General features: G+C 69.0%; 29 protein-coding genes, 1 tRNA gene and 1 riboswitch. Of the genes, 13 read left to right on the top strand and 17 right to left on the bottom strand.

The genetic code is table 11. The features are described 5' to 3' along the window. Positions 1–95: 95 nt before the first annotated feature. The 3 genes from AB0D14_RS00695 to AB0D14_RS00685 all read left to right on the top strand — a co-directional run bounded on the left by AB0D14_RS00695 (position 96) and on the right by AB0D14_RS00685 (position 4,455). The gene (locus AB0D14_RS00695; protein ID WP_362772596.1) at positions 96–1,709 is read left to right on the top strand and encodes a GMC oxidoreductase; all 1,614 of its coding nucleotides are present in this window, start codon (positions 96–98) and stop codon (positions 1,707–1,709) included. 98 nt (positions 1,710–1,807) lie between these two features. Further along, on the top strand, positions 1,808–3,247 hold the full coding sequence (locus AB0D14_RS00690; RefSeq protein ID WP_362772593.1) for an aldehyde dehydrogenase family protein: 1,440 nt from the start codon (positions 1,808–1,810) through the stop codon (positions 3,245–3,247). After that, complete coding sequence (locus AB0D14_RS00685) at positions 3,244–4,455, top strand: M20 family metallopeptidase (RefSeq protein WP_362772591.1); 1,212 nt, start codon at positions 3,244–3,246, stop codon at positions 4,453–4,455. Before AB0D14_RS00690 ends, AB0D14_RS00685 begins: the two co-directional genes overlap by 4 nt. A 22-nt stretch (positions 4,456–4,477) precedes the next feature. Here the strand turns inward: AB0D14_RS00685 and sugE are convergent, their stop codons facing one another. From sugE to AB0D14_RS00670, 3 genes are all read right to left on the bottom strand, one after another. Next, on the bottom strand, positions 4,478–4,798 hold the full coding sequence (sugE, locus tag AB0D14_RS00680) for a quaternary ammonium compound efflux SMR transporter SugE (RefSeq protein ID WP_362772588.1): 321 nt from the start codon (positions 4,796–4,798) through the stop codon (positions 4,478–4,480). Between the two features lie 28 nt (positions 4,799–4,826). Next, positions 4,827–4,896: riboswitch (guanidine-III (ykkC-III) riboswitch) on the bottom strand. 61 nt (positions 4,897–4,957) lie between these two features. Then, positions 4,958–5,314 (bottom strand): co-chaperone GroES, encoded by a 357-nt coding sequence (locus AB0D14_RS00675; protein ID WP_362772585.1) that lies wholly within the window; start codon positions 5,312–5,314, stop codon positions 4,958–4,960. A gap of 76 nt (positions 5,315–5,390) precedes the next feature. Further along, complete coding sequence (locus tag AB0D14_RS00670; protein WP_362772583.1) at positions 5,391–5,729, bottom strand: DUF3618 domain-containing protein; 339 nt, start codon at positions 5,727–5,729, stop codon at positions 5,391–5,393. Positions 5,730–5,897: 168 nt separating this feature from the next. Here AB0D14_RS00670 and bcp point away from each other — a divergent pair, with 168 nt between their 5' ends. The 4 genes from bcp to AB0D14_RS00650 all read left to right on the top strand — a co-directional run bounded on the left by bcp (position 5,898) and on the right by AB0D14_RS00650 (position 8,009). Continuing rightward, positions 5,898–6,365 (top strand): thioredoxin-dependent thiol peroxidase, encoded by a 468-nt coding sequence (gene bcp, locus AB0D14_RS00665; RefSeq protein ID WP_362772580.1) that lies wholly within the window; start codon positions 5,898–5,900, stop codon positions 6,363–6,365. Positions 6,366–6,541: 176 nt separating this feature from the next. Next, positions 6,542–7,204 (top strand): HNH endonuclease signature motif containing protein, encoded by a 663-nt coding sequence (locus tag AB0D14_RS00660; RefSeq protein ID WP_362772577.1) that lies wholly within the window; start codon positions 6,542–6,544, stop codon positions 7,202–7,204. After that, the gene (locus AB0D14_RS00655) at positions 7,201–7,872 is read left to right on the top strand and encodes an HNH endonuclease (protein WP_362772574.1); all 672 of its coding nucleotides are present in this window, start codon (positions 7,201–7,203) and stop codon (positions 7,870–7,872) included. The genes AB0D14_RS00660 and AB0D14_RS00655 overlap by 4 nt, the downstream gene beginning before the upstream one ends. Before the next feature lie 53 nt (positions 7,873–7,925). Then, a tRNA-Leu gene (locus AB0D14_RS00650) sits at positions 7,926–8,009 on the top strand. A gap of 75 nt (positions 8,010–8,084) precedes the next feature. Here AB0D14_RS00650 and AB0D14_RS00645 read toward each other — a convergent pair. Further along, positions 8,085–8,720, bottom strand: a complete 636-nt coding sequence (locus tag AB0D14_RS00645; RefSeq protein WP_362772571.1) for a helix-turn-helix domain-containing protein — start codon at positions 8,718–8,720, stop codon at positions 8,085–8,087. A gap of 141 nt (positions 8,721–8,861) precedes the next feature. Here AB0D14_RS00645 and AB0D14_RS00640 point away from each other — a divergent pair, with 141 nt between their 5' ends. Continuing rightward, a complete protein-coding gene (locus tag AB0D14_RS00640) occupies positions 8,862–9,566 on the top strand; it encodes a hypothetical protein (protein ID WP_362772568.1) in 705 nt (234 codons plus the stop codon). A 72-nt stretch (positions 9,567–9,638) separates the two neighbouring features. Here AB0D14_RS00640 and rdgB read toward each other — a convergent pair whose 3' ends face one another. The 3 genes from rdgB to rph form a co-directional block, all read right to left on the bottom strand. Beyond that, positions 9,639–10,241 (bottom strand): RdgB/HAM1 family non-canonical purine NTP pyrophosphatase, encoded by a 603-nt coding sequence (rdgB, locus tag AB0D14_RS00635; protein ID WP_362772564.1) that lies wholly within the window; start codon positions 10,239–10,241, stop codon positions 9,639–9,641. A gap of 81 nt (positions 10,242–10,322) precedes the next feature. Continuing rightward, entirely contained in the window at positions 10,323–10,727 is a 405-nt protein-coding gene (locus AB0D14_RS00630; RefSeq protein ID WP_362772561.1) for a hypothetical protein, read from the bottom strand. Between the two features lie 168 nt (positions 10,728–10,895). Then, a complete protein-coding gene (gene rph, locus AB0D14_RS00625) occupies positions 10,896–11,633 on the bottom strand; it encodes a ribonuclease PH (protein ID WP_362772559.1) in 738 nt (245 codons plus the stop codon). 135 nt (positions 11,634–11,768) lie between these two features. Between rph and AB0D14_RS00620 the strand changes: the two genes are divergently transcribed. Further along, positions 11,769–11,933, top strand: coding sequence for a hypothetical protein (locus AB0D14_RS00620; protein ID WP_362772556.1), 165 nt, complete (start codon positions 11,769–11,771; stop codon positions 11,931–11,933). 25 nt (positions 11,934–11,958) lie between these two features. Here the strand turns inward: AB0D14_RS00620 and AB0D14_RS00615 are convergent, their stop codons facing one another. Both AB0D14_RS00615 and AB0D14_RS00610 read right to left on the bottom strand, forming a co-directional pair. Then, positions 11,959–13,539, bottom strand: coding sequence for a protein kinase (locus tag AB0D14_RS00615; protein ID WP_362772553.1), 1,581 nt, complete (start codon positions 13,537–13,539; stop codon positions 11,959–11,961). Positions 13,540–13,711: 172 nt separating this feature from the next. Further along, positions 13,712–13,945: a PTS glucose/sucrose transporter subunit IIB gene (locus tag AB0D14_RS00610; protein ID WP_093660495.1), complete on the bottom strand. Its 234-nt coding sequence runs from the start codon at positions 13,943–13,945 to the stop codon at positions 13,712–13,714. Between the two features lie 375 nt (positions 13,946–14,320). On the opposite strand from AB0D14_RS00610, the gene AB0D14_RS00605 reads away from it, so the two are divergent. Continuing rightward, positions 14,321–15,571 carry a PTS transporter subunit EIIC gene (locus AB0D14_RS00605; protein ID WP_362772550.1) on the top strand — a complete coding sequence of 417 codons (1,251 nt, stop codon included), beginning with the start codon at positions 14,321–14,323 and terminating at the stop codon, positions 15,569–15,571. A 106-nt stretch (positions 15,572–15,677) separates the two neighbouring features. Here AB0D14_RS00605 and AB0D14_RS00600 read toward each other — a convergent pair whose 3' ends face one another. Continuing rightward, positions 15,678–16,430: an MBL fold metallo-hydrolase gene (locus AB0D14_RS00600; RefSeq protein ID WP_362772547.1), complete on the bottom strand. Its 753-nt coding sequence runs from the start codon at positions 16,428–16,430 to the stop codon at positions 15,678–15,680. A 254-nt stretch (positions 16,431–16,684) separates the two neighbouring features. Here AB0D14_RS00600 and AB0D14_RS00595 point away from each other — a divergent pair, with 254 nt between their 5' ends. Beyond that, a complete protein-coding gene (locus tag AB0D14_RS00595; protein ID WP_362772544.1) occupies positions 16,685–17,158 on the top strand; it encodes a type II toxin-antitoxin system PemK/MazF family toxin in 474 nt (157 codons plus the stop codon). Between the two features lie 180 nt (positions 17,159–17,338). On the opposite strand, the gene AB0D14_RS00590 is transcribed toward AB0D14_RS00595, so the two are convergent. From AB0D14_RS00590 to clpS, 7 genes are all read right to left on the bottom strand, one after another. Next, positions 17,339–18,289 (bottom strand): cysteine synthase, encoded by a 951-nt coding sequence (locus AB0D14_RS00590; protein ID WP_362772541.1) that lies wholly within the window; start codon positions 18,287–18,289, stop codon positions 17,339–17,341. 25 nt (positions 18,290–18,314) lie between these two features. Then, positions 18,315–18,593, bottom strand: a complete 279-nt coding sequence (locus AB0D14_RS00585) for a MoaD/ThiS family protein (protein WP_362772538.1) — start codon at positions 18,591–18,593, stop codon at positions 18,315–18,317. A gap of 124 nt (positions 18,594–18,717) precedes the next feature. Continuing rightward, positions 18,718–18,819, bottom strand: a complete 102-nt coding sequence (locus tag AB0D14_RS00580) for a putative leader peptide (RefSeq protein ID WP_313904860.1) — start codon at positions 18,817–18,819, stop codon at positions 18,718–18,720. A 79-nt stretch (positions 18,820–18,898) separates the two neighbouring features. Continuing rightward, positions 18,899–19,321, bottom strand: coding sequence for a M67 family metallopeptidase (locus AB0D14_RS00575; protein WP_362773133.1), 423 nt, complete (start codon positions 19,319–19,321; stop codon positions 18,899–18,901). A 166-nt stretch (positions 19,322–19,487) separates the two neighbouring features. Then, positions 19,488–20,969, bottom strand: a complete 1,482-nt coding sequence (locus AB0D14_RS00570) for an amino acid permease (protein ID WP_362772535.1) — start codon at positions 20,967–20,969, stop codon at positions 19,488–19,490. A 375-nt stretch (positions 20,970–21,344) separates the two neighbouring features. Further along, positions 21,345–21,947, bottom strand: coding sequence for a DUF2017 domain-containing protein (locus AB0D14_RS00565; protein WP_362772532.1), 603 nt, complete (start codon positions 21,945–21,947; stop codon positions 21,345–21,347). Between the two features lie 70 nt (positions 21,948–22,017). After that, entirely contained in the window at positions 22,018–22,335 is a 318-nt protein-coding gene (gene clpS, locus AB0D14_RS00560) for an ATP-dependent Clp protease adapter ClpS (protein WP_362772530.1), read from the bottom strand. Between the two features lie 97 nt (positions 22,336–22,432). Between clpS and AB0D14_RS00555 the strand changes: the two genes are divergently transcribed. Both AB0D14_RS00555 and AB0D14_RS00550 read left to right on the top strand, forming a co-directional pair. Further along, on the top strand, positions 22,433–23,761 hold the full coding sequence (locus tag AB0D14_RS00555; protein WP_362772527.1) for a nicotinate phosphoribosyltransferase: 1,329 nt from the start codon (positions 22,433–22,435) through the stop codon (positions 23,759–23,761). Positions 23,762–24,029: 268 nt separating this feature from the next. Beyond that, positions 24,030–24,614, top strand: coding sequence for a nicotinamidase (locus tag AB0D14_RS00550; protein WP_362772524.1), 585 nt, complete (start codon positions 24,030–24,032; stop codon positions 24,612–24,614). The last annotated feature ends 90 nt before the right edge of the window (positions 24,615–24,704 follow it).

Here is a 24,704-nt window from a genome sequence, read left to right as displayed (position 1 = left end):
AATGAATATTCACTCTTGACTGAACAAGCCGGGTGGGTCAGATTACCAACATCCACGCCGGACTCGCCGACGTTCACACATCCAAGGGTGAAGCAATGGCACAACGCAGGTGGGATCTTATCGTGGTCGGTGCGGGGTCGGCGGGCGCGGTACTCGCCGCTCGCGCCGCCGCCCGGGGCCGACAGGTGCTGCTGCTGGAGGCCGGCCCCGACTACCGATCCGCGCAGATGCCCGAGGTGTGGCGTTCGCCCAATCCCGCGGTGGCCCTGATGGATCCGGCGACGGCGGCGCATCTGGTCTGGATGGGCCTGAACTCCTCACGGACGGACAAGCAGCCACAGGCCCCGTACTGGCGCGGCCGGGGCGCCGGAGGAAGCTCGTCCGTGAACGGCCAGATCGCGATCCGGCCGCCGATGGAGGACTTCCAGGAATGGGCCGCACTCGGCTGCCGGGGATGGGCGCCGAACGACGTACTGCCGTACTTCGCGAAACTTGAGGACGACAGCGACTTCGGCGACGAGCCCCACCACGGTCGCGGCGGACCCACCCCGATCTACCGAACCCCGAAGGACGCCTGGGGAGCCGTGGACCGCGCCCTGGCCGACTCGGCGCTGGCCGCCGGGTGGGGATGGGCGCCCGACGTCAACGCCCCTGGCGCCACCGGCGTCTCGCCCTACCCGATCAACTCCCGTGACGCACGCCGCGTCAGCGTCAACGACGCCTACCTCGAACCCGCTCGCGACCTGCCCGGCCTCACCGTCCGCGGCGGCGCCCTGGTGGACACCGTCGTCTTCGAGGACAACCGCGCGGTCGGCGTCCGTGTCCTGCCCGACGGAGCCGGGGCCGGGGCCGGAGCCGGGGCTGGAACCGGGGCTGGGGCCGGAGTCGGCGTCATCGAGTACGCGGACGAGGTGATCCTGAGCGCAGGCGTGATCCACTCACCGGCGATCCTGCTCCGCTCGGGCATCGGCCCGGCCGACCAGCTGCGGACACTGGGCATCGAGGTCCGTCAGAACCTCCCCGTCGGACTCGGCATGCAGGACCACGCGATGACAGTGCTCTCACTGCCCCTGCGGCCCGAGGCGGCCATCAAGTCCCCGCACGACCGGCACACGAACGTCTGCGTACGACGCTCCAGCGACTCGGGCACCCACTCGAACGACCTGCTGTTCGCCTCGCTGAACCAGAACGTGCTCGCCATGGCCACCGCGGACTCCCGGTCCCACTCCGGCGCCTTCGGCGTCTGGCTCAACCAGACCCACTCACGTGGCGAACTCACCCTGACCTCCACCGACCCCACGGCACACCCCCACGTCGCCGAGAGAATGCTCTCCGACGAACGCGACCTCGCCCCCATGAGAGAGGGAGTACGCGCCCTCGTGGAGCTGAGCCGCAGCCCCGAGACCGCCACGATCCTCGCCGCAGGACTGGAAGAGGCGAACCGGCCGCTGTTCGACGCACTCGCGAGCGACAGCGCTCTCGACGACCATCTGCTCGCCACCGTCGTCGACGCCCAGCACGGCACGAGCACCTGCCGGATGGGCGCACCCGACGCCGCGGAAACGGTCGTCGACCCCGCCTGCCGCGTGCTGGGCATCCAGGGCCTGCGAGTCGTCGACGCCTCGATCTTCCCTTCGGTACCACGCGCCAACACCAACCTCGCCACCATCATGGCCGGCGAGCTGATGGCCGACCGGCTCGACGACTGACTCTCGACGACTGACGACTGGCTACTGACTGCGCCCTGACCAGGCCGTGATCACGCCCGCCACCGCACAGGAACGGCAACGAACATGAGGACGCGAACATGAAGACTCTGCGACACCTCATCGGTGGCCGGTGGGAAGAGGCCACCGGCGCGGACATGGTCACCGTGGTCAACCCCGCCACCGAGGAAGCCTTCGCACGCTTCGGCGCGGCATCCGCGGACGACGTCGGGCGCGCCGTGGCCGCCGCCTCCGACGCACAGCCCCGCTGGGCCGCGCTCACCGTCACAGAGCGCGTCGACCACATCAACGCCTGGGCCGAGACAATCGCCGCGCACGCCGCCGAACTGGCCGAACTGGAATGCCGCGAGATGGGCAAGCCCGTCGGCATCGGGCGCACTTTCATCGACGGGGCCACAGCCGGTCTGAAGGCCGCCGCGGCACAGGCACTGACCTACCCGTTCACCGAGACGGTGACCGGTCCCGGCGGGGAACACACCGACATCGTCCGCCATCCCCTCGGCGCCACCGCGGTGATCACCCCGTGGAACTTCCCCGTCCCCATGGTCCTCGGCGCCCTCGGCCCGCTGCTCGCCGCGGGAAACACCGTGGTGGTCAAACCCTCCGAACGTTCACCCGCTTCCACCGTGCGCCTGTTCGAGCTGGCCGAGTCCGCCGGGCTCCCGGCAGGCGTACTGAACCTGATCCTCGGCGAGGGCCCCACCGGAGCGGCGCTCACCGAACACGAGGACGTACAACTCGTCCACTTCACCGGCTCCGTGGAAGCCGGCCGCAGCGTGGGCAGCGCAACCGGCCGCCGCCTGCGTCGCTGCCTCCTCGAACTCGGCGGCAAGGACCCCGTCGTGGTCGACGCCGGAGTCGACCCGGTGACCACCGCCCAGGCCGTCGCGTTCGGCGCCTTCATCAACACCGGCCAGATCTGCACCTCCATGGAACGCATCTACGTCCACGAGCAGATCGCGGACGAATTCGTCGAGGCGCTGGTCTCCGCGGCCCAGACCTTCACTCTGGGCGACGGCACCGAACCCGCCACAGTCCTCGGACCACTCGTGGACGAACGCCAGCGCGACACCGTCCGACGCCACGTCGAGGACGCCGTCAACAAGGGCGCCACCCTCCGCACCGGAGGCGCGGTGCCCCAACGGCCCGGCTACTTCTACCCGGCGACCGTACTCACCGATGTCGACGACACCATGCTCGTCATGACCGAGGAAACCTTCGGCCCGGTCGCGCCCGTCGTCGTCGTGCCGAGCTTCGAAGAGGGAATGGCACGGGCAGCCGCCTCCCGCTACGGCCTCGCCGCCACCGTCTACACCGACGACCCCGACCACATCGCGGCAGCCGCACACCTGCCGGCCGGAGTCGTCTGGGTCAACCAGTGGCAGGGCGGCGGCCCGGAACGACTGTACGAGCCCGCCCGCGACAGCGGCATGGGAGCCACCGGAGCCCGTGCCGCCTACGACGCGGCCACCCGGCCCACCTCCGTCCACCACGCCCCCACCCCGGCAGCCGTCCGATGACCACCGCCAAAGACACCACCAAAGCCCCGGCCTATGGCACCGCCAAGGACACCGCCGCCCGGCGTATCCGCGCAGCCGGCGACCAACTCGTAGCCCTCTCCCACCGCATCCACGCCCACCCGGAACTGGCCTTCGAAGAACACCTGGCCAGCCGATGGGTCGCAGACGCCCTGGACGACGCGGGCTTCGAGGTCCAGCACGGTTGCTACGGACTGCCCACGGCGGTGTCGGCGACCATCGGCACCGGTCCGGCACACATCGCGATCTGCGCCGAATACGACGCCCTGCCAGAGATCGGGCACGCCTGCGGCCACAACATCATCGCCGCCGCGGCCGTCGGCGCCGGCCTCGGCCTCGCCCCCCTCGCGGACGAACTCGGACTGACCGTACGCGTACTCGGCACCCCCGCCGAGGAAGGCGGTGGCGGCAAGATCCTCATGCTCGAACAGGGCGCCTTCGACGGCCTGCACGCCGCCATGATGGTCCACCCGGCCGCGACCGAATCAGCAGCGATGCCAGGCCTGGCCGTCACCCAGTTCGACGTGACCTACCGCGGCAAGCCCGCCCACGCCGGCGCCTACCCCGAACTCGGCGTCAACGCCGCCGACGCCATGACCCTGGCCCAGGTGGGCATCGGGCTGCTGCGCCAGCAGACCGCCACCGACGACCGGATCAGCGGCATCAGCACCGAGGCCGGCAGCGCCGCGAACATCATTCCGGATGTCAGCCGCGGCCGCTGGATCGTACGAACGGGCAGCCTGGACACGCTGCAACCACTGGCCCGCCGTGTGCACCGCTGCTTCGAGGCCGGCGCACTGGCCACCGGCTGCGAACTGACCACCTCACCGGTGAGCCCCGACTACGCCGACCTGCGTCCGGACCAGGACATGCTGACACGGTGGGTCGCCAACGCCACAACCCTCGGTCGTTCCTTCCCGCACGTGCCGAACGGCATCGCGGGCGCTTCCACCGACATGGGCAACGTCTCGCACGTGGTGCCCACCATCCATCCCATGCTCGGCCTGGACTGCTACCCCGCCGTCAACCACCAACCCGAATTCACCGCCGCGTGCATCACACCGACAGCGGACCGAGCCGTCCTCGACGGAGCGATCGCGATGGCCTGGACAGCCATCGACACCGCCGGCGACGCTGTCGGCGACACAACCGGCGCGGCAACAGGAGACAGCCCAAACGCCGGCCCGTAAACCGCTGGTCACGGGTCACCACTCAGTGACCGGAGGTCGCCTTCAGCCCGATCACGGCCACCAGCAGCAGACAGACGAAGAAGATCCGGGCGGCGGTCGCCGGTTCGCCGAGCACCGCCATGCCGAACACCGCCGCCCCGGCCGCGCCGATGCCCACCCAGACTCCGTACGCGGTACCGATGGGCAGCGTCTTCGCCGCGTACGACAGCAGCAGCATGCTGGCGACGATGCCGGCACCGGTGAGAACACTGGGCACGAGCCGCGTGAACCCCTCGGTGTACTTCATACCGATCGACCAGCCGACCTCGAGCAGACCGGCGACGACAAGCAGGACCCAGGCCATCAGGCACCTCCGTGAAGGAATCAACAGGGGTGCGTCGTCTTTGCCTGTCCCGGTACGGCGCGTCTCGTCGGGGTCCCCCAACGGTAGCAAGGGACAGCCAGAAGGGGCTGGTGACAATGGCCACCAGCCCCTTCTGCTTCTACTTCCGTCTCGGGGTCCTCAGAGGTACAGCCCCGTGGAGTCCTCGGACCCCTCGAACCGGTCCGCGGCCACGGCGTGCAGATCCCGCTCGCGCATCAGCACGTACGCGGTGCCGCGCACCTCCACCTCGGCACGGTCCTCCGGGTCGTACAGCACCCGGTCACCCGGCTCCACCGCTCGCACGTTCTGTCCGACCGCGACGACCTCGGCCCAGGCGAGCCGCCGGCCCACCGCCGCGGTCGCGGGGATCAGGATGCCACCGCCGGACCGGCGCTCACCCTCAGCGGCGTCCTGCCGCACGAGCACACGATCGTGCAGCATCCGGATGGGCAGCTTGTCGTGATGGCTGCTGTGCTCATTCCTCTTGGCGCTCACGGTTCGAACCTACCTGCCTTCGCGCCGCTCGTACGCAGGTGGGTACGGGCGGAGTACGGGCAGAGTGCGGCCGGGTTCAGCCCCTGCGACGCCTGGTGCTCAGGGTGAGCAGTCCGACGACGCCGACCACCACGAGGGCCACGGGCACGATGCGGTCCAGCCGCGGCGCCCCGTCCTCCGTGACGAACTGCCCCTTCACATCGCCGACGACGCGATTGACGCCGACATAGGCGCGTCCGAGGGTGTGGTCGACACTGGACGCCACCTTGGCCTTGGCGTCCCCGACAATGGTCTTCGGGTGTACCCGCACACCGATCTCATCGAGCGTCTCGGCGAGATTTTCGCGACGGCGCTTGATGTCCGCCTCGATCTGCGCCGGAGTCCTGGTGTCCGGCGTGCTCGACGTGTCCGACACGCGCTGCCTCCGTAATCGTGGTCGTTTCTTCCCGTGGCCGGTCCATGGCCAGTTCCCGTCGGCCCTGTCCCTAATCGACAGTCTGTCAGCTTTGCCCTCCGCGCACCGCCCGGCACCCCCATTACGCTCGGTTCCGCATCCACCACCTCGCAAGGAGACCGAACCGAGATGAGCGAGCGACTCCAGCCCGGCGACACCGCCCCCGCCTTCACCCTGCCCGACGCCGACGGCAACGAGGTGTCCCTTGCCGACCGCAGGGGCCGCAAGGTCATCGTCTACTTCTACCCGTCCGCCCTCACTCCCGGCTGCACCAAGCAGGCGTGCGACTTCACGGACAACCTGGACGTGTTCGCGGGCGCCGGTTACGACGTCATCGGCATCTCCCCCGACAAGCCCGAGAAGCTCGCCAAGTTCCGCGAGAAGGAGAACCTGAAGGTCACGCTCGTCGCCGACCCGGACAAGACGGTCCTGGACGCGTACGGCGCCTTCGGCGAAAAGAAGAACTACGGCAAGACCTACATGGGCGTCATCCGCTCCACGATCGTCGTGGACGAGGAGGGCAAGGTCGAACGGGCCCTGTACAACGTGCGGGCGGCTGGCCACGTGGCGAAGATCATCAAAGACCTGGAGATCTGACACCCCAAGCAAATACCCAAGGCCCAAGCCCCGAGACCCGAGACCCGAACGGCTCGTACCGCCTGATCCGGTACGAGCCGTTTCGCATTCCGCGCACTCCAGGCGTGACTGTCCGATTAGCGGTTCGTTACTCCGTACGAGGTCGCGAACACGCGGCCGGAATCGGAGGGGGAATCATGCCGGTCAGCCCATACACGAGGGAACGACTGGAGGAGGCAGCGAGCTCGTCGCGAACGTTGTCAGAGGCGTTGGGGAAGTTGGGCGTGGATCCGAAGAGTTCGACGCGCGCTTACATCCGGGGGCGCATCAAGAAGTTGGGGATCAACACTTCGCACTTCGAACCCGAAGGAGCCAAGTGGACAAAGGAGATCCTCGAATCGGCGGTCGCCACGTCAAAGAGCGTCAACGAGGTGTTGCGGCGGATCGGGCTCGACTCCGTAGGCGGCCACCACACCAACATCGCTCGGCGCATCAAGGCGTACGGCCTGGACACCTCACACTTCACCTTGGTGGCCCGCACAGAGAGGATGCGCTACAACCAACGCCGCAGGACAGCCGAGGAGATCCTTGTCGAGGAGGTCTCGGCCCACGCAAGGCGCACACCCAGCAGTCGACTCAAGAGAGCCATGTGCGAACTTGGCATCGACGAGCGGTGCGCCCTGTGCGGAATCGAAGCGGAATGGCTGGGAGAGCCTCTACCACTTGAGGTCGACCACATCGACGGAAACTGGCGAAACAACCGGGTCGAGAACCTGCGGTTCCTCTGCCCCAATTGTCATTCCACCACGGACACCTATCGCGGCCGAGCCAAAAGGCGCAACCAGAGCACAGCCTCATGAGCAACGGCGTCCGGTACACCCGCGAGCAATTGGTTCGGGCCGCCGAGCGGAGCTCAGACCTGGACGAAGTCATCGCCTTCTTCGGCACCCGGCCGTACGGGTACCTCCGTGGATACCTCGCGAAGCGCTTCGCTCATTTCGGAATCGACATCTCGCACTTCCGCCAATGCGGCAGCTACACCCGACACGGGGCCCGGCCCACGTCTGACGATCTGCGTATGGCCGTGACCGAATCTGTCTCCATCGCCGAAGTGCTTCGTCACCTCGACCGACCGGACAACGGCGCGCAGCGCCGGATGCTGCACCAATGGATCGCCGAGGAGCAGCTCACAACCTCGCACCTCCTGGGCCAGGGACACGGCCGAGGAAAGCCGGGCACGACCCCCTGCAAACCAGCAGATGCCGTGCTGATCAAACACAGCAGGAAACGCCGGACGGCGACCAAACACCTCCGACGGGCCCTCGGCGCGATCGGTGTACCTGAGCAATGCGCCCGATGCGGCACCGCACCGCAGTGGCTCGGCAAGCCGATGACACTGGAGGTCGATCACGTCAACGGGGACTGGAGTGACGACCGGCGCGAGAACCTGCGCTTGCTGTGCCCCAACTGTCATGCGATCACCAGTACCTGGTGTCGAGGGGGCAGCCGAGGTCGACGAACGGCGTGACATAAATGCACGCTCACCGGCAGCCGCACGACCGGTACGATGGCAAGCGACTGGCGGCGGTGGCGCAGAGGTGACGCAGCAGACTTAGGATCTGTGGCCCGTGAAACGGCTTGAGGGTTCGAATCCCTTCCGCCGCACAGTATCGGCCTGCGAATCGATGGTTGATTCGCAGGCCGTTTTCTTGTTCGCGCACCCGCGGCAAGGCGGGCCCTTCACTCGGCCGTCAGCGCGAACCACCGCAGCAAGACCGGCTTGGCGTCCGGCGGGGCGTCCTCCGGGCCTCGGGCGAAGCGCGCCAGGAGGTCCAGGTACGCGTCATGGAAGGCGGTCACCTCATCCTTGGTGAGGTGACTGAGGCTGCGGGATCCGCGCATCCAGCCCTCCGACTCGGCGTGCCCCTCCGTGAACCGCCGGGCCAGCTCGATGTCCTCGTCGAGCCGCATCCGGTCCAGGGCGCCGGCGACCGCCCGCTCCCCGTCGGTCAGCTCGCCCTGTGCCGGCCGGCGTACGTCGAGTCCGCGCACCGCCCGCCACCACCGCTCGCGGCTGTTGGGCCGCTCCGGTACGTCCTCGATGAAGCCGCCGCGTTCCAGGCGCCGCAGGTGGTAGCTGAGTGTGCCGGTGTTCTCCCCCAGCGCGGCGGCGAGGGTCGTGGAGGTCGCCGGGCCGGAGACTGCGAGGTGACGGAGGATTTTCAGCCGCAGCGGGTGGGCGAGGGCCTTGAGCGCCGCCGGGTCGCTGACCGTGCGGCGCTCGCCGCCCGAGTCGGGCACGGAGTCCGACGGGGGGTCGGGCGGAGAGTCCGGCGGGGAGTCGAGCGCGGACTGGGACTCGCCTTCATCGCTCATGACGGAAGCCTACCGCCACTCGCAGGCGATTCTCTGCAGATTTTTCTCTGCAGACCTTTCATTGCAGAGAAATAGCTGCGAACCTGGAGGCATGCGGGAGAGCCTCCCGCTCATCCGGCCAGCACTCGCCTGGAGGCCTTCATGATTCGTGCCCGACGTCGCCTCGTCATGACGCTGCTGTCCGCCGTGGCTCTCGCCGCGAGTGTGGGCGCGGCGACAGCGGGACCCGCGCATGCCACCGGCACCGGCGAGCGCGGCTTTCAGGACTGTCCCGCCCCCTCCGAGCTGCCCGAAGGCGCCGATCCCGCGAAGTGGCGCTGCGAGGCGATGACCGCCGTCGGGCATCTCACCCTCGGCCGGGTCGAGAAGCGGATTGACGAGCCTTTGGCGATCACCTTCGCGGAGGGCACGGTCGACGGTGAGTACCGTCAGGTGTTCGGCGCGATGGCCGCCGCTCCCCTACCGGTTCGGGGAACGCCCCTGTCGATCACACCTCGGTACGGCGGGTACTCCGACTTCCAGTCCAACGACGAGCGTCGAGGCGAGCTGGCTCTGACGTTCGGGATAACCGGTCCCGGAGTGCCGCCCGGTTGCTCCATAGGCAGCGACGCGGACCCGGTCCACTTGGTGCTCATGGAGACGGATCCGCCGGAGGTCGTCACGCCGGATCCGCTGGTCGTCACCTTCGGGGTCGAGGACAACAACTTCGCCGCACCGAGGACTTCGGGCTGCGGATGGCTGGGCCCCGTACTCAACAAGGCGCTGCGGCTCCCGTCACCGGCGGGCGTGAACAGCATCGACCTGGACGCCCGGGTCACGATGCGCTCGTACGGCGAGGAGGGGTAATCGAGTCGGGGCCGGGGCGGAATCGGGGCCGGGGTCGGGGCCGCACGCTTGAAAGGGCGCCCCCGGTGCGCCTCAGCCCAGCAACTCCTCTACCACCGGCACCAGTTCCCGGAACGCCCTGCCCCGGTGGCTGATCGCGTTCTTCTCGGCGGGGGTCAGTTGCGCGCAGGTGCGGGTGTCGCCGTCGGGCTGGAGGATCGGGTCGTAGCCGAACCCCTGGGAGCCGGCGGGCTCGTGGCGGAGCGTGCCCCGCAGGCGGCCCTCCACCACTCGCTCGGTGCCGTCGGGCAGGGCGAGGGCGGCGGCGCAGGCGAAGTGGGCGGCTCGGTGCTCGTCCGCGATGTCGCCGAGCTGGGCGAGGAGGAGGTTGAGGTTGGCGTGGTCGTCGCCGTGCGTGCCGGACCAGCGGGCGGAGAAGATGCCGGGGGCGCCGCCGAGCACGTCGACGCACAGGCCGGAGTCGTCGGCGACGGCCGGGTGGCCAGTGGCCTGGGCGAGGGCGTGCGCCTTGAGCAGGGCGTTCTCGGCGAAGGTGACGCCGGTTTCCTTGACGTCGGGGATCTCCGGATAGGCGTCCGCGCCGACGAGGTCGTGCTGCAGACCTGAGGCGGCGAGGATCGCCCTCAACTCGGTGATCTTTCCGGGGTTGCGGGTGGCGAGGATCAGGCGGGTCATGATGCTCACCCTAGCCAGGTGGGCGGCGACGCTCATGTACTGCCGGGGATCGTTCGCCGCCCGCGGGGCCGGCCGGTGCCGTTACGGGGTGCAGACCTTGGTGAGTTCGCCCGCCGCGTCGGTCACGGGGCTGATGTCGGGCGTCTCGTCGCCGTTCTCGATGGAGCCGCGGACGTTGGTGACCGCCGCCTGGAGGTCGTCCACGGCCTTGTTGATGTCGGTGTCGTCGGTCTTGTCACCGATGGTGTCGAGGTTCTTGTCGATCGAGTCGAGCGCGTCGTCCGCCTTTGTGGGGTCGTCCGCCGCGTTCTCCACGGCCTGCTGGAGGTCGGTGACGCTGTCGGCGATCGTGTCGGCGGTCTGGACGCAGTCCAGTGCCTTGTCGACCGCGTCGCAGCCGGTGGTCAGTCCGGCTGTCAGTGCGACGGCTGCCACGGCTGCGGCGACGGCGGTGATACGGCGTGGTCGGCGGCGGCTCGCGGCCATGAAACGGTCCTCCCGTTGGTCAGGCCCCCGGGGGCCCGCTTCGTAGGCCTCAGGGCCCCCGTCTGGTACTGGCCGGGCGGCACCGGTGTGCTGTGCCGCCCGCACCTGTAGAGACGCGACCGCCGGTGCCGTGGTTGCTCGCGACATCCGACCGTCTTGGTACGCCCTTTACCTTTCGAGGACCGTATCAAGTGCCGTGCGCTGGGCGACAGCGAGTTCTGTGCAGCCGTCAACGGCCAGATCGAGAAGGGAGTTGAGCTCATCGCGGGCGAACGGCTCGGCCTCGGCGGTGCCCTGGACCTCTACGAAGCGGCCGTCACCGGTGCAGACGACGTTCATGTCGGTGTCGGCCCGCACGTCTTCCTCGTAGCAGAGGTCGAGGAGGGGGATGCCGCCGACGATGCCGACGGAGACGGCGCTGACCGTTCCGGTGAGGGGCTGTCGGCCGGCCCTGATGAGCTTCCTGCCCTGGGCCCAGGAGACGGCGTCCGCGAGGGCGACGTACGCGCCGGTGATGGCTGCGGTGCGGGTACCTCCGTCGGCCTGGAGGACGTCGCAGTCCAGGACGATGGTGTTCTCGCCGAGCGCCTTGTAGTCGATGACCGCGCGCAGGGAGCGGCCGATGAGCCGGCTGATCTCATGGGTACGGCCACCGATCTTGCCGCGGACGGATTCGCGGTCGCCGCGGGTGTTCGTGGCACGGGGAAGCATGGAGTATTCGGCGGTCACCCAGCCCTCGCCGCTGCCCTTGCGCCAGCGCGGGACGCCTTCGGTGACGGAGGCGGTACAGAAGACCTTCGTGTCGCCGAAGGAGACGAGGACGGAGCCCTCGGCGTGCTTGCTCCAGCCGCGTTCGATGGTGATCGGGCGGAGCTGTTCAGGCGTGCGGCCGTCGATGCGAGACATGGCGTCGAGCCTAGCGGTGGTTTGTTGGGCCGGGCGCGGAGATCAAGAGGTCTGCCGGTGCAGACGACGTTGATCAGGGTTTGGAGTTCGGCCGGAGGGGTCTGGGCCGTCCAGGCCCGCCAGTAGCGTTGCAGCGTGCTCCAGGGCACCAGCCAGCCACGGATCGCCCGGGGCCAGCAGGGCAGTTGGGGCGGGGCGAACCAGGTGTCCGAGCAGAAGCTGAACGCGCAGGTGATCAGGGTCCGAAGGCGGCGGATCGCGATGAAGACGACCCAGAGCGCTTACTGCGCGGGTGATTGACACCGGCTCGGTACGTGCGAGGAATTCAGCGACCGGTGGGGGTGAATCCTTGCTTGACCGTGTCGAAGACGGGGCGGTAGGTGTCCCACTGCGCTTCCGGCGCCGAGAGGTAGATGTCGTACTCCCGGCCGCCCTCGCGGCCGAAGCCGAGCTTGATGGCACGGTACGAGCGTTCCCGCCCCTGGAAAAGAAACTCCCACACCACGGCCGGCTGCTCCCGGAACTTGGTCTGCTGCATACGAAGCCTTCGGTACACGGAGTAATTGATCTTCGTGTTCGCCTCCATGTCCCTGAAGTGCGCCATGGGGCTCGAACCAGCGGGCTCCACGATCCCGATCGTGATGCCGACCAGGCCGGACTCGTTGGTGTAGGTAACCGATTCACTCGTCCGCTTGATGGCCTTCCAGTCGTCCGGTACGCGGAAGGAGGCGCCGATCTCGCTGACCTGGTGGAAGCCTTTGGGCACCGGCGGTGGCGTGTACAAGGGGGCAGCGGCGGCGGGGCTCTTCTGGGCGCCGGTGTCGGGTGAGTCGGTGTCTCGGTCGGATGTCGCGTAGATCGCGCCTGTGATGGCTGCGGCCGCTGCTGTCACGGCAACCGTGGTCGATACGAGGACGCGGCGGCGTGTCCGGCCACCATCGGTCCGTGTGGGTCCCGCTGGGACCGCCTCGCCGTCGAAGGACCGGCCCGGGGCCTCACGCTCCTGGCCACTCTCCTGGCCGGCGGACGCGTCCGCAGCGGGTTCCGGTGGCACCGCCGGCGTCGACGCAGTCGACGATCCTGCCGGTCCACCGGACCGCGCGACCCTCAGTGCCTGCTCGGTCTGCTCCGCCGACGGTCGGTCCTCGGGGTCCTTGGACAGGAGGGCTTCGATGAGCGGTTGCAGTGGCCCGGCCTGTTTCATGGGCTCCAGTGGTTCGACGGCGATGGCGTACGCGGCCTCCATCGCGGTGTCCCGGTGGAACGGCGGCCGGCCCTCCACTGCCTGGTACAGCGTCGCGCCGAGCGCCCACAGGTCCGAAGCCGGCCCGGGTTTCTTGCCGCGTATGCGTTCCGGCGCCATGTAGTGGATGGAGCCGACCATCTCGCCGGTCTTGGTCAGGGTCGAGGCGTCGGCGGTCATGGCGATGCCGAAGTCGGTGAGTACTACCCGGCCCTCGGCGCCGATCATGACATTGCCGGGCTTGACGTCGCGGTGCAGCACCCCGGCGGCGTGCGCGGCCCGCAGGGCGGCGATCATGCCCAGGCCGATGCGGGCCGCCTCCTCGGGCGGAAGGGTCCGGCGCTCCTTGAGGAGTTCGCCGAGCGTGTCGGCCGGAACGTACTCCATGATGATGCAGGGCTGCCCGTCGTCGTCCACGGCGTCGTGGACCATCACCACGTTGGGGTGCACGATGCGGGCGGCGCTGCGCGCCTCCCGGCGCATGCGCTCATAGAGCGTGGCGAGCTCGCCATCGGACAGCTGCGGCTGCGTATGCAGCCGCTTGAGGGCGACCTGGCGACCCAGGACCTCGTCCTGCACACGCCACACCGTGCCCATGCCGCCACGGCCGATCTGCTGGGTGAGCCGGTAACGCCCGGCGACGAGCCGCCCCTCGTCCGTCACAGTCCGCCTCCGCCAGCTCCCGCCCGTTTCCTTCGCCCAGTCACCGTAACTGGACGACATATGGGACCACGACCAGGATGTGTTCGGCATCACCGTGCCGGAGACCCACTCGCCCGCGTCAGCGGAAGCGACCCCTCAGGGGTGAGACGGGTGTGACGGTGAGGCCGGGGACCTACATCATGTCCTCGATGTCCGCGGCGATCGGGTCCGCGTCGGTGCCGATGACGACCTGGATCGCCGTGCCCATCTTGACGACGCCGTGGGCGCCCGCGGCCTTCAGGGCGGCCTCGTCGACCTTGCTCGGGTCGACGACCTCGGTGCGCAGCCGGGTGATGCAGCCCTCGACCTCTTCGATGTTGTCGATGCCGCCGAGCCCGGCGACGATCTTCTCAGCCTTGCTGGCCATGTCCTGTCTCCCTGATCCGAACCGCTTTGTCGCAGTAACCCACAGTTGACCCATCTTCGCGAGCGGTTGCGTCGCCCCTGCCGAAGGCTGGCGTTCACGACAGCGCAGACCGTTCGCAGACCGTTCGCGACTGGTCTACACCAGTTTCCAACGGCCGCCAAACCCGCCCTGTTCCCGGGGCTCTGGAGGCGCCGGGAACAGGTGGGTTCCTTATCTCACCTTCACCGTGCTACAACAGGTCTACACCACTGACTGGTGTAGACCACCCGGGCGCTGTCCGTACCTCGCGACCTCGCGCAAACCTCATTCTCTCCCTATATCCGTCCCTGGCCGTCCCCCGGCCGTCCCCGGCAGCACGCAGTACATGGAGGAACAATGACCACCGCCACAGCTCCGGCGGCCCCCACGAAGAAGTGGGGCTCCGGCCTGCTCCAGGGCCTGCAGAAGGTCGGCCGCAGCCTGCAGCTCCCCATCGCCGTGCTGCCGGCCGCAGGCATCCTGCTCCGCCTCGGCCAGCCCGACGTGTTCGGCGCCGACGGACTCGGCTGGGACAAGGTCGCGTCCGTGTTCGCCACCGCCGGTGACGCGGTCTTCGCCAACCTGCCGCTGCTGTTCTGCGTCGGCATCGCCATCGGCTTCGCCAAGAAGTCCGACGGCTCCACCGCCCTCGCGGCGCTGGTCGGTTTCCTGGTCTACAAGAACGTGCTCACCGCGTTCCCGATCACCGAGGCCAAGGTCCAGAAGGGCGCGGACGTCGCCGCGACCTACAACGACCCCAAGGTCCTCGGCGGCATCGTGATGGGCCTGATAGCCGCCGTCACCTGGCAGCGGTTCCACCGCACCAAGCTGCCCGACTGGCTCGGTTTCTTCAACGGCCGTCGCCTCGTCCCGATCCTGATGGCCTTCATCGGCACCGCCGTCGGCGTGTTCTTCGGCCTGGTCTGGGAGCCCATCGGCGACGTCATCACCAACTTCGGCGAGTGGATGACCGGCCTCGGCGCGGTCGGCGCGGGCATCTTCGGCGCGATCAACCGCGCGCTGCTCCCGGTCGGCATGCACCAGTTCGTGAACACCGTCGCCTGGCAGGAGATCGGCTCCTACAAGGACTCCGCGGGCGCCGTCTGGCACGGTGACCTGCCGCGCTTCTTCCACGGTGACCCGACCGCCGGTCAGTTCATGACGGGCTTCTTCCCCATCATGATGTTCGCGCTCCCGGCCGCGGCCCTCGCGATCACGCACTGCGCCCGCCCCGAACGCCGCAAGGCCGTCGGCGGCATGATGATCTCCCTCGCGCTGACCTCGTTCGTCACCGGCATCACGGAGCCGATCGAGTTCTCGTTCATGTTCATCGCGCCGCTCCTGTACGTGATCCACGCGATCCTGACCGCCCTGTCGATGGCCATCACCTGGGCGTTGGGCGTGCACCACGGCTTCAGCTTCTCCGCCGGCGCCATCGACTACTTCCTGAACTGGAACCTCGCCACCAAGCCATGGCTGATCATCCCGATCGGCCTGGTCTTCGCGGCGATCTACTACTTGACCTTCCGGTTCGCGATCATCAAGTTCAACCTCGCCACCCCGGGCCGCGAGCCCGACGAGGAGGTCGAGGACCTCACCAAGGCGTGAGCCCTCGCACGGCGTGACAACGGCATGACAGCTGCCCCGGAGCCCATGGGTTCAGGGGCAGCTGTCATGCCGTTGTCACGCCGTCCTCAGATTTGTCACGCCGTCCTCAGATCTCGTACGTCGCTCGCGGCGCCGCCAGCTCCACCGGTCCGCCGAACACCTCGCGGGCGTCCGCCAGGTTGGCCTGCGGGTCCGTCCACGGCGGGATGTGGGTGAGGACGAGACGACGGGCCCCGGCACGGGTCGCGGTCTCGCCTGCTTCGCGACCGTTGAGGTGGAGGTCCGGGATGCTCTCCTTGCCGTGCGTGAACGCGGCCTCGCAGAGGAACAGGTCCGTGTCGCGGGCCAGTTCGTCGAGCGTGTCGCACACGCCCGTGTCGCCGGAGTACGTGATCGACCGTCCGCCGTGCTCCACGCGGATGCCGTACGCCTCCACGGGGTGCCTGACCTTCTCGGTGTGCACCGAGAAGGGGCCGATGTCGAAGGAGGCCGGCTTGACCGTGTGGAAGTCGAAGACCTCGCTCATGGACGAGGCGGAGGGGGTATCCGCGTACGCGGTGGTCAGGCGCTGCTCCGTGCCCTCGGGTCCGTAGACCGGGATCGGATCGCAGCGGCCGCCGTCATGGCGGTAGTAGCGCGCGACGAAGTACGCGCACATGTCGATGCAGTGGTCGGCGTGCAGATGGCTGAGGAAGATCGCATCCAGGTCGTAGAGACCGCAGTGGCGCTGCAGCTCGCCAAGGGCACCGTTGCCCATGTCGAGAAGCAGCCGGAAGCCGTCGGCCTCGATGAGGTAGCTCGAGCAGGCCGATTCCGCGGACGGGAACGACCCCGAGCAGCCGACGACGGTGAGCTTCATAGAGCAGAAACCTCCGCTGGCGGGGAGAGAGACGGGGGTCGTGACGGGGTCGTGACGGGGAGTCGTACGGTCAGTCGAGCGTAAGGCGCGAAAGGGCGCGTCGCTCCTCCGTCGAGGGCTGTTGTGGGGGAACTCACCTGCGGTGTCACCGGTTCGGGGGCCTGTGGGGCCGACAGCGGGCAAGGGCCCGAGCGGGCAGGCGTGGGCGGGGGCGCGCAGGCGTGGGCGGGGGCGCGCCGGGTACCGTCGTAGGCATGAACACGTCGTGGTGGCTCGCGTTGGCGGCGGTGGTGCTGCTCGCGGCCGTCGCGACATTGGTGGACGGGTGGGGCCGGGGGCGGAAGCCCTCCGGGCGGCGACCGACTCGGCGGCCGACCCGACGGCCGCCCGGACGGTCCGACGGAGTCCGTCGCTCGCCTCGGCCGCAGCCGGCCGAGATCTGGTGGGCGAACGTGCCGTTCGAGGACGGGCCCGGGGCGAAGGACCGGCCCTGCCTGGTCCTGTCGGTGCGGGGGCGGAAGGCCGTCGTCGCCAAGATCACCACGAAGTACCACGACGAGCAGGCCGGGGTCATTCCGCTGCCTGCGGGGTCGGTGGGTGATGCGCGGGGGCGTGAGAGCTTCCTGGAGACGGATGAATTGCGGGGAGTGCCGGTGCGGGAGTTCCGGCGGCGGGTCGGAGTGGTCGACCCGGGGGTCTGGGACCGCGTACGGCACCTGACGGGGTAGGGGGTTCCTCGCCCCCGCCGCCCCCACCCGTTCCCGTCAACTTCCCGTCAACGCCGGAGAGGCTGGTATTCCAGCCCGTCCGGCGTTTGAGGACGAGCGCGTTCAGCGCGATGCGGGGGTCTGGGGGCGCAGCCCCCAGGGTCGGGACGGGAAGGGGCGGCGGGGGCGAAAAAGCCGGCCCTAAGCCCAGAGCTGGCCCTGCACCGTCGCGATCGCCTCTTCCGTCGTGGCGGCCGTGTAGACCCCCGTGGAGAGGTACTTCCACCCGCCGTCGGCCACGACGAACACGATGTCGGCGGACTCGCCCGCCTGCACGGCCTTGCGGCCGACACCGATCGCGGCATGGAGCGCCGCCCCGGTGGAGACCCCGGCGAAGATGCCCTCCTGCTGGAGAAGCTCGCGCGTACGGGTCACCGCGTCGGCCGAGCCGACCGAGAAGCGGGTGGTCAGTACCGACGCGTCGTAGAGCTCGGGCACGAAGCCCTCGTCCAGGTTGCGGAGGCCGTAGACGAGGTCGTCGTAGCGCGGCTCAGCCGCGACGATCTTGACGTCGGGCTTCTGTTCGCGCAGGAAGCGACCCACGCCCATCAGTGTTCCCGTGGTGCCGAGCCCGGCGACGAAGTGCGTGACGGAGGGCAGGTCGGCCAGGATCTCCGGGCCCGTCGTCGCGTAGTGCGCACCCGCGTTGTCGGGGTTGCCGTACTGGTAGAGCATCACCCACTCGGGGTGCTCGGCGGCCAGTTCCTTCGCCACGCGGACCGCCGTGTTGGAGCCGCCCGCCGCCGGGGAGGGGATGATCTCGGCACCCCACATGGCGAGCAGTTCTCGCCGCTCCTGCGAGGTGTTCTCGGGCATGACGCACACCATGCGGTAGCCCTTGAGCTTCGCGGCCATGGCGAGCGAGATGCCGGTGTTGCCGGACGTCGGTTCGAGGATCGTGCAGCCGGGGGTCAACCGGCCGTCCTTCTCCGCCTGTTCGACCATGTGGAGCGCGGGGCGGTCCTTGACCGAGCCGGTCGGGTTGCGGTCCTCCAGCTTCGCCCAGATACGGACGTCGGCGGACGGCGAGAGCCGCGGCAGGCGCACCAGAGGGGTGTTGCCCACCGCGGCCAGCGGGGAGTCGTAGCGCATCAGTGATCAGAGCCCGGCAGCCCGGTCAGACCATGCCGCCGGCGACGGCCGGCAGGATGGTGACGCTGTCGCCGTCGGTGAGCTTGGTGTTGATGCCGTCGAGGAAGCGGACGTCCTCGTCGTTCAGGTACACGTTCACGAAGCGGCGCAGTTCTCCGCCGTCCACGATGCGGGCCTGGATGCCCGTGTGGCGGCTTTCGAGGTCGGTGAGGAGCTCGGCGAGGGTCTCCCCGCCGCCCTCCACGGCCTTCTGGCCGTCGGTGTAGGTGCGGAGGATGGTGGGGATGCGGACCTCGATGGCCATGGTTGCGGGCTCCTGTCGGAAGGTGAGTCAGGTCTGGGTGCGCACGGCAGCGCGAAGAGCAGGGGGGTTGGACGCCGGTCGCGGCCCCGCGGAGCCGTGGCTCACGGCCGTACGGCGGCAGGGATCAGCGCGTACAGATGGCGCTCTGCAGCCTGCACAGGTCGACGTGCAGCCGCGCCACGAGCAGCATGCCCGGCGTCTTGTCGCTCACGTCGTGGGAAACCATGCGCTCATCGTATCGATTCCCGGTCCGGGTCCTGGAATGTGATCTCAGATAGTGGATGAATTCTGCCCGGAATACGGGATCAGTACGCCTCCACCACCATGACCTCCTCCTCCGTGACCACGCTGTCGACGATCCGGAACGAGCGGAACTGGAAGTCGCCGAGGCCGTCGGTGTCCGCGGTCGAGACGAGGACGTAGTGCGCGTTCGGTTCGCCCGCGAGCGAGACGTCCGTGCGGGACGGGTAGCCCTCGGTCGAGGTGTGGGAGTGGTAGACGACCACCGGTTCCTCGTCGCGGTCGTCCATCTCCCGGTACAGCTTGAGCAGGTCCCCCGAGTCGAACTCGTAGAACGTGGGTGACATGGCCGCGTTCAGCATGGGGATGAAGCGCTCGGGGCGCCCGGTGCCCTCCGGGCCCGCGATCACGCCGCACGCCTCGTCGGGGTGGTCCTGACGCGCGTGCGCGACGATCTGGTCGACGAGTGCCTGGGTGATGGTCAGCATGCTGGCCAGGATAAGCAGACGGCCGCCCCGTACCGGAGAGTGGTACGGGGCGGCCCGCGTACCGGGCCACGAGCCCTGCATGCCCTGCATGCCCTGCACGCCCTGCACGCCCTGCACGCCCTGCATGCCCTGCATGCCCCGCGTGCAGGGGGTGCGGGAGACCGCGTCAGCCGACCTGCTCGAAATCCGGCTCGCGGCGCTCGGTGACCTCCGGGTTCCGTGACTTCAGGACGGCCCAGCCGATGCCCAGCACGGCCGCCCAGCCGGCCATCACGTACAGGCAGACGCGGGAGTCGGCGTCGTAGGCGATCAGACCGGTGACGAAGAGCAGGAAGGCGACGGCGACCCAGCTGAGCTTGGCGCCGCCGGGCGCCGGGAAGGACGACGCGGGCAGTCGGCCGGCGTCGACGGCGCGCCGGTAGCGGATGTGGCTGACGAGGATCATGAGCCAGGTCCAGATGCCGGCCGCCGTGGCCACCGAGACGACGTAGCCGAAGGCCTTCTCCGGGACGATGTAGTTCAGGATCACGCCGATGCCCATGAAGAGCACGGAGACCGTGATGCCGAACGCGGGCGTCCTGGTGGACGACAGCTTGTTGAAGAGCGCGGGGGCCTCGCCGTTGTCCGCCAGGGTGCGCAGCATGCGGCCCGTGGAGTACATGCCGGAGTTGCACGAGGAGAGGGCCGCCGTCAGGACGACGAAGTTGACGATGCCCGCGCCCGCCGGGATGCCGATCTTCGCGAAGGCCGCGACGAAGGGGCTGACGCCCGGCGCGAACTCCGTCCATTTCACGACGCAGAGGATGACCGTGAGCGCGCCGACGTAGAAGAGGGCGATGCGCCAGGGCAGGGTGTTGATCGCCTTGGGGAGGGTCTTCTCCGGGTTCTCGGACTCACCCGCGGTGACGCCGACGAGTTCGACGGCCAGGTAGGCGAACATCACGCCCTGGAGGGTCATCAGGGACGAGCCGATGCCCTTGGGGAAGAAGCCGTCGATGGCCCAGAGGTTGGACACGGCGGCGGTGTCGCCCGCGGAGCTGAAGCCGAAGGTGAGCACGCCCAGGCCGATCACGATCATGCCGATGAGGCCGGTGACCTTGACCATCGAGAACCAGAACTCGATCTCGCCGAAGAGCTTGACGGAGATCAGGTTCGCCACGAAGAGCACGACCAGGAAGACCAGGGCCGTGACCCACTGCGGGACCTGCGGGAACCAGTAGTTGACGTAGATCGCGGCGGCGGTGAGTTCCGCCATACCGGTGACAACCCACATCAGCCAGTACGTCCAGCCGGTGAAGTAGCCGAAGAACGGGCCGAGGAACTCGCGGGAGTACTCCGCGAAGGAGCCCGAGACCGGGCGGTAGAGCAGCAGCTCTCCGAGGGCCCGCATGATGAAGAAGATGATGACGCCCGCGAGGGCGTACATGAGGATGAGGCTGGGGCCCGCCTTGGCGATGTTCGCCCCGGCCTGCAGGAAGAGGCCGACGCCGATGGCGCCGCCGATCGCGATCATCTGAACCTGACGGCTGTTGAGCCCGCGTTCGTAACCCTCTTCGTTGACGTCCCTGTCGGGGGCGTCGCCGCCGGCGGCTCCCTGGCCGCCGGGCTCGTGGCCGTCGTCGTGCTTGCCGACCTGCACCGAGGTCATGTCTGCTGCGCCTTTCTCCATTCCGATCCGAGCCGTCGTCGGCTTCGGACCGGTTCCGATCCCCCCGGATTGATGGAGCAAAGCGGGCTCCCCGAGCCCACTGAGCGGTCCCTGGGTCCTGTCGGCCCAGACCGCTCGTGCCGGTCCGGCGGTCGCCGGCGCGGTGGCGTACCCGGCGGGACGTGGGTGGTGTCCCGTCGGGCGATCGTGAAGATTTATCACGACCGCAACGTTGATCAACCGCGGCCGGCCTCGGCACCTGTAGCGCATGCCACAGGTAGAAGTGGACATAAAACACCCGGGCCCACATAGCAGGCCCGGGTGGTGACTTGATCGTTATCCGGATTTGAGCGTCCGCTGAGCGAACGTTTTATCTCACATCAACGTTTCGACCAGCGTCTCCTGAAGTCCGCCCAACCACAGGTACGCCATCACCATCGGCTTGCGCGGGTCTTCGTCAGGCAGCCGGTAGAGGAGGTTGGTGTCCTCCTCGTCGACGACGTCCAGCCGGGAGCCGATCGCCAGGCGCAGGTCGTTGAGGGAGTTGAGCCACCTCTTCGACTCCTCGGGGGTCAGCTTCAGGACCGCTCCCCCGTCCCCCACGGCCACCAGGGCGTCCAGGGAGTGGATCACCACGAGCGCGTTCTCCCGCTTGCCGGCGCGCAGGTCGTTCTCGGTGAAGCGGCGGAACTCCGAGGAATACGCGCGCTGTTCCTCGGCCTGTTCGGGCGAGCCGGCCTCGACGCCGGGGCTGCTGTACGCGTCCGGGAAGAGACGCTTCAGCACGGGGTCGGAGGGCGGCTCGCTCGGTCCCTCCGCGAACAGCTCGGCGAGCGGATCGCCGGAGACGTCCTCGCCCGGGCCCGGTCCGATGAGCTCCAGGAGCTGTACGGCGAGGGAGCGGATGATGGAGATCTCGACCTCGTCGAGCGCGACGGCGGCGCCGCCGCCGGGGAGCGGTTCGAAGTGTCCTGGCATCAGGTTGCGTCGCTACTTCCAGTACTGCGCGGGCGTCGGGCGGGTGGTGGCCTTGCCGTGGCCGGCCTGGTCAGTTCCGGTCGTGCTGGAGGGTGGCCCACAGACCGTAGCCGTGCATGGCCTGCACATCGCGTTCCATCTCCTCACGGGTGCCGCTGGAGACAACGGCCCGGCCCTTGTGGTGGACGTCCATCATCAGTTTGTTGGCCTTGTCCTTCGAGTACCCGAAGTACGACTGGAAGACGTAGGCCACGTAGCTCATCAGGTTGACCGGGTCGTTGTGCACGATGGTCACCCAGGGGACGTCGGGCTCGGGTACGGCAAAGACCTCCTCGGCCGACTCGGTCTTCTCGGTCTCTAGGGGTGCGGGAGCCGTCACACGGCCCATGCTGCCACCACAGGTGGGTGCCCGGCCAAACGAGCCCTGGAAATCGCGATCCCTACAAATCGTCAGAGTGACGAGATAGGGGGTAGCATCTTCTGCCATGAACAGTGCGGACCTAGGGCTGCCGGTGGACGTCCCGTCGACAGCGCTCTTCACGGACCACTACGAGCTGACCATGCTGCAGGCCGCCCTCAAGGGCGGTACCGCCGACCGGCGTTCGGTTTTCGAGGTCTTCACCCGCCGTCTGCCCGAGGGCCGCCGCTATGGCGTCGTCGCGGGCACCGGGCGGGTCCTGGACGCGGTGGAGAACTTCCGCTTCGACGCGGACGTCCTCGGCTTTCTGCGCGAGCGCGGCGTCGTGGACGAACCGACCCTTGAGTGGCTGGCCTCGTACCGCTTCGGCGGTGACGTCTGGGGCTACCCCGAGGGCGAGGTCTACTTCCCCGGGTCGCCGATCCTCCGGGTCGAGGGCTCCTTCGCGGAGTGCGTGCTCCTGGAGACGGTGATCCTCTCCATCCTGAACCACGACTCGGCGATCGCGGCCGCCGCCTCCCGGATGGCCTCGGCCGCCGGAGGCCGTCCGCTGATCGAGATGGGCGCCCGGCGCACCCACGAGCTGGCCGCGGTGGCGGCGTCCCGGGCTGCGTACGTCGGCGGCTTCACGACCACGTCCGACCTGGCCGCGGGCTTCCGTTACGGCATTCCGACGGTCGGCACGTCCGCCCACGCCTTCACTCTCGTGCACGACACCGAGCGGGAAGCCTTCCGCGCCCAGGTGGACTCGCTGGGCCGGGGCACCACGCTGCTCGTGGACACGTACGACGTCGCCGAGGCCGTACGGCTGGCCGTCGAGGTGGCCGGACCCGAGCTGGGGGCCGTCCGGATCGACTCCGGTGACCTGCTGCTCGTGGCGCACCGGGTGCGCCAGCAGCTGGACGAGCTGGGCGCCACGAAGGCCCGGATCATCGTGACCTCGGACCTGGACGAGTACGCGATCGCCTCGCTGGCCGCGGCGCCCGTGGACGCGTACGGCGTGGGCACCCAGCTGGTGACGGGGTCCGGCCATCCGACCGCCTCGATGGTCTACAAGCTCGTCGCGCGTGCCGAGTCGGCGGATCCGAAGGCTCCGCTCGTGCCGGTGGCCAAGAAGTCCTCGGGCGGCAAGACGTCCGTCGGCGGCCGCAAGTGGGCCGCGCGGCGGCTCGACGGGTCCGGGGCCGCCGAGGCCGAGGTGATCGGCACGGGGGCGGTCCCCGCCGAGCTCAGCGACAGCCAGCTTCTGGTGCAGCTCGTCAAGGGCGGCCAGGTCGTGGCCCGCGAGCCGCTGGACGTCGTACGCGACCGGCATGCGCGGGCCCGCGCGAATCTGCCCCTCTCGGCGACCCAGCTGTCGCGCGGGGAGGCCGTCATTCCGACCGAGTACGTGTGAGACGTCTGAGTCCGGGCCGGGCATGGCCCGGGGCACGCCTTGGGGCGGCGCCCTGTCTGGACGTGTCCGTACGGGCATGAACGGCCGGGAAGCCGGGAAAGGCAACGGCAACGACCGCATCCTCCGCCATGCCCGCGCGCCAGTGAGGGGGCGCGGGGCCGTATCGACATGCGGCCCCGCCACGTGGGCGCGACCAGCCACAACACACCCGCAGACGGAGCACCCGACCCAGCGGAGCGTCTCCCTGCCAAGCCAAAGGACACCGACCATGCGCCGCGCCCTGATCGTCGTAGACGTCCAGAACGACTTCTGCGAGGGAGGCAGCCTCGCGGTGCCCGGCGGCGCGGATGTCGCCGCCGCGATCACGGAGCTGATCGGGCAGGCCCCGGCCGGCTACCGGCACGTGGTGGCGACCCGCGACCACCACATCGCCCCCGGCGGCCACTTCGCCGACAACCCCGACTACGTCCACTCCTGGCCGGCGCACTGCGTGGCGGGCACCGAGGGCGTGGGCTTCCACCCGAACTTCGCTCCGGTGGTCGCCTCCGGCGCGATCGACGCCGTCTTCGACAAGGGCGCGTACTCGGCTGCGTACAGCGGCTTCGAGGGCGCCGACGAGAACGGCGTCTCGCTGGGCGACTGGCTGCGCGCCCGTGGGATCACCGAGGTCGATGTCGTGGGCATCGCCACCGACCACTGCGTCCGGGCCACGGCACTGGACGCGGCCCGCGAGGGCTTCCGTACCCAGGTGCTGCTCGACCTGACGGCGGGCGTGGCGGCGGAGACCACCGCGCGGACCCTGGACGAGCTGCTGGAGGCAGGCGTGGAGCTCAGCGGCAAGCCGGTGGTCTAGAGCCCCCCGGAACCCCTGACCCCTGGCCCCTGGCCCCTGAGTGGACTCCCGGACCGCAGTCGGGACACGGTCCGAAGGGACAGTCCGAAG

Origin of the sequence: Streptomyces sp. NPDC048484 (assembly GCF_040651415.1) — a bacterium.
GTDB lineage: Bacteria > Actinomycetota > Actinomycetes > Streptomycetales > Streptomycetaceae > Streptomyces.
Note: the sequence above shows the minus strand (reverse complement) of the source record. Positions and strands in the feature narration are given on the sequence as shown.

What these genes read in the sequence shown, in the direction of transcription:
- AB0D14_RS00695 (WP_362772596.1), top strand. Translation starts at nt 96, where the DNA reads ATGGCACAACGCAGGTGGGATCTTATCGTGGTCGGTGCGGGGTCGGCG.
- AB0D14_RS00690 (WP_362772593.1), top strand. Translation starts at nt 1,808, where the DNA reads ATGAAGACTCTGCGACACCTCATCGGTGGCCGGTGGGAAGAGGCCACC.
- AB0D14_RS00685 (WP_362772591.1), top strand. Translation starts at nt 3,244, where the DNA reads ATGACCACCGCCAAAGACACCACCAAAGCCCCGGCCTATGGCACCGCC.
- sugE (WP_362772588.1), bottom strand. Translation starts at nt 4,798, where the DNA reads ATGGCCTGGGTCCTGCTTGTCGTCGCCGGTCTGCTCGAGGTCGGCTGG.
- bcp (WP_362772580.1), top strand. Translation starts at nt 5,898, where the DNA reads ATGAGCGAGCGACTCCAGCCCGGCGACACCGCCCCCGCCTTCACCCTG.
- AB0D14_RS00660 (WP_362772577.1), top strand. Translation starts at nt 6,542, where the DNA reads ATGCCGGTCAGCCCATACACGAGGGAACGACTGGAGGAGGCAGCGAGC.
- AB0D14_RS00655 (WP_362772574.1), top strand. Translation starts at nt 7,201, where the DNA reads ATGAGCAACGGCGTCCGGTACACCCGCGAGCAATTGGTTCGGGCCGCC.
- AB0D14_RS00645 (WP_362772571.1), bottom strand. Translation starts at nt 8,720, where the DNA reads ATGAGCGATGAAGGCGAGTCCCAGTCCGCGCTCGACTCCCCGCCGGAC.
- AB0D14_RS00640 (WP_362772568.1), top strand. Translation starts at nt 8,862, where the DNA reads ATGATTCGTGCCCGACGTCGCCTCGTCATGACGCTGCTGTCCGCCGTG.
- rdgB (WP_362772564.1), bottom strand. Translation starts at nt 10,241, where the DNA reads ATGACCCGCCTGATCCTCGCCACCCGCAACCCCGGAAAGATCACCGAG.
- AB0D14_RS00630 (WP_362772561.1), bottom strand. Translation starts at nt 10,727, where the DNA reads ATGGCCGCGAGCCGCCGCCGACCACGCCGTATCACCGCCGTCGCCGCA.
- rph (WP_362772559.1), bottom strand. Translation starts at nt 11,633, where the DNA reads ATGTCTCGCATCGACGGCCGCACGCCTGAACAGCTCCGCCCGATCACC.
- AB0D14_RS00610 (WP_093660495.1), bottom strand. Translation starts at nt 13,945, where the DNA reads ATGGCCAGCAAGGCTGAGAAGATCGTCGCCGGGCTCGGCGGCATCGAC.
- AB0D14_RS00605 (WP_362772550.1), top strand. Translation starts at nt 14,321, where the DNA reads ATGACCACCGCCACAGCTCCGGCGGCCCCCACGAAGAAGTGGGGCTCC.
- AB0D14_RS00600 (WP_362772547.1), bottom strand. Translation starts at nt 16,430, where the DNA reads ATGAAGCTCACCGTCGTCGGCTGCTCGGGGTCGTTCCCGTCCGCGGAA.
- AB0D14_RS00595 (WP_362772544.1), top strand. Translation starts at nt 16,685, where the DNA reads ATGAACACGTCGTGGTGGCTCGCGTTGGCGGCGGTGGTGCTGCTCGCG.
- AB0D14_RS00590 (WP_362772541.1), bottom strand. Translation starts at nt 18,289, where the DNA reads ATGCGCTACGACTCCCCGCTGGCCGCGGTGGGCAACACCCCTCTGGTG.
- AB0D14_RS00585 (WP_362772538.1), bottom strand. Translation starts at nt 18,593, where the DNA reads ATGGCCATCGAGGTCCGCATCCCCACCATCCTCCGCACCTACACCGAC.
- AB0D14_RS00580 (WP_313904860.1), bottom strand. Translation starts at nt 18,819, where the DNA reads ATGGTTTCCCACGACGTGAGCGACAAGACGCCGGGCATGCTGCTCGTG.
- AB0D14_RS00575 (WP_362773133.1), bottom strand. Translation starts at nt 19,321, where the DNA reads ATGCTGACCATCACCCAGGCACTCGTCGACCAGATCGTCGCGCACGCG.
- AB0D14_RS00570 (WP_362772535.1), bottom strand. Translation starts at nt 20,969, where the DNA reads ATGACCTCGGTGCAGGTCGGCAAGCACGACGACGGCCACGAGCCCGGC.
- AB0D14_RS00565 (WP_362772532.1), bottom strand. Translation starts at nt 21,947, where the DNA reads ATGCCAGGACACTTCGAACCGCTCCCCGGCGGCGGCGCCGCCGTCGCG.
- clpS (WP_362772530.1), bottom strand. Translation starts at nt 22,335, where the DNA reads ATGGGCCGTGTGACGGCTCCCGCACCCCTAGAGACCGAGAAGACCGAG.
- AB0D14_RS00555 (WP_362772527.1), top strand. Translation starts at nt 22,433, where the DNA reads ATGAACAGTGCGGACCTAGGGCTGCCGGTGGACGTCCCGTCGACAGCG.
- AB0D14_RS00550 (WP_362772524.1), top strand. Translation starts at nt 24,030, where the DNA reads ATGCGCCGCGCCCTGATCGTCGTAGACGTCCAGAACGACTTCTGCGAG.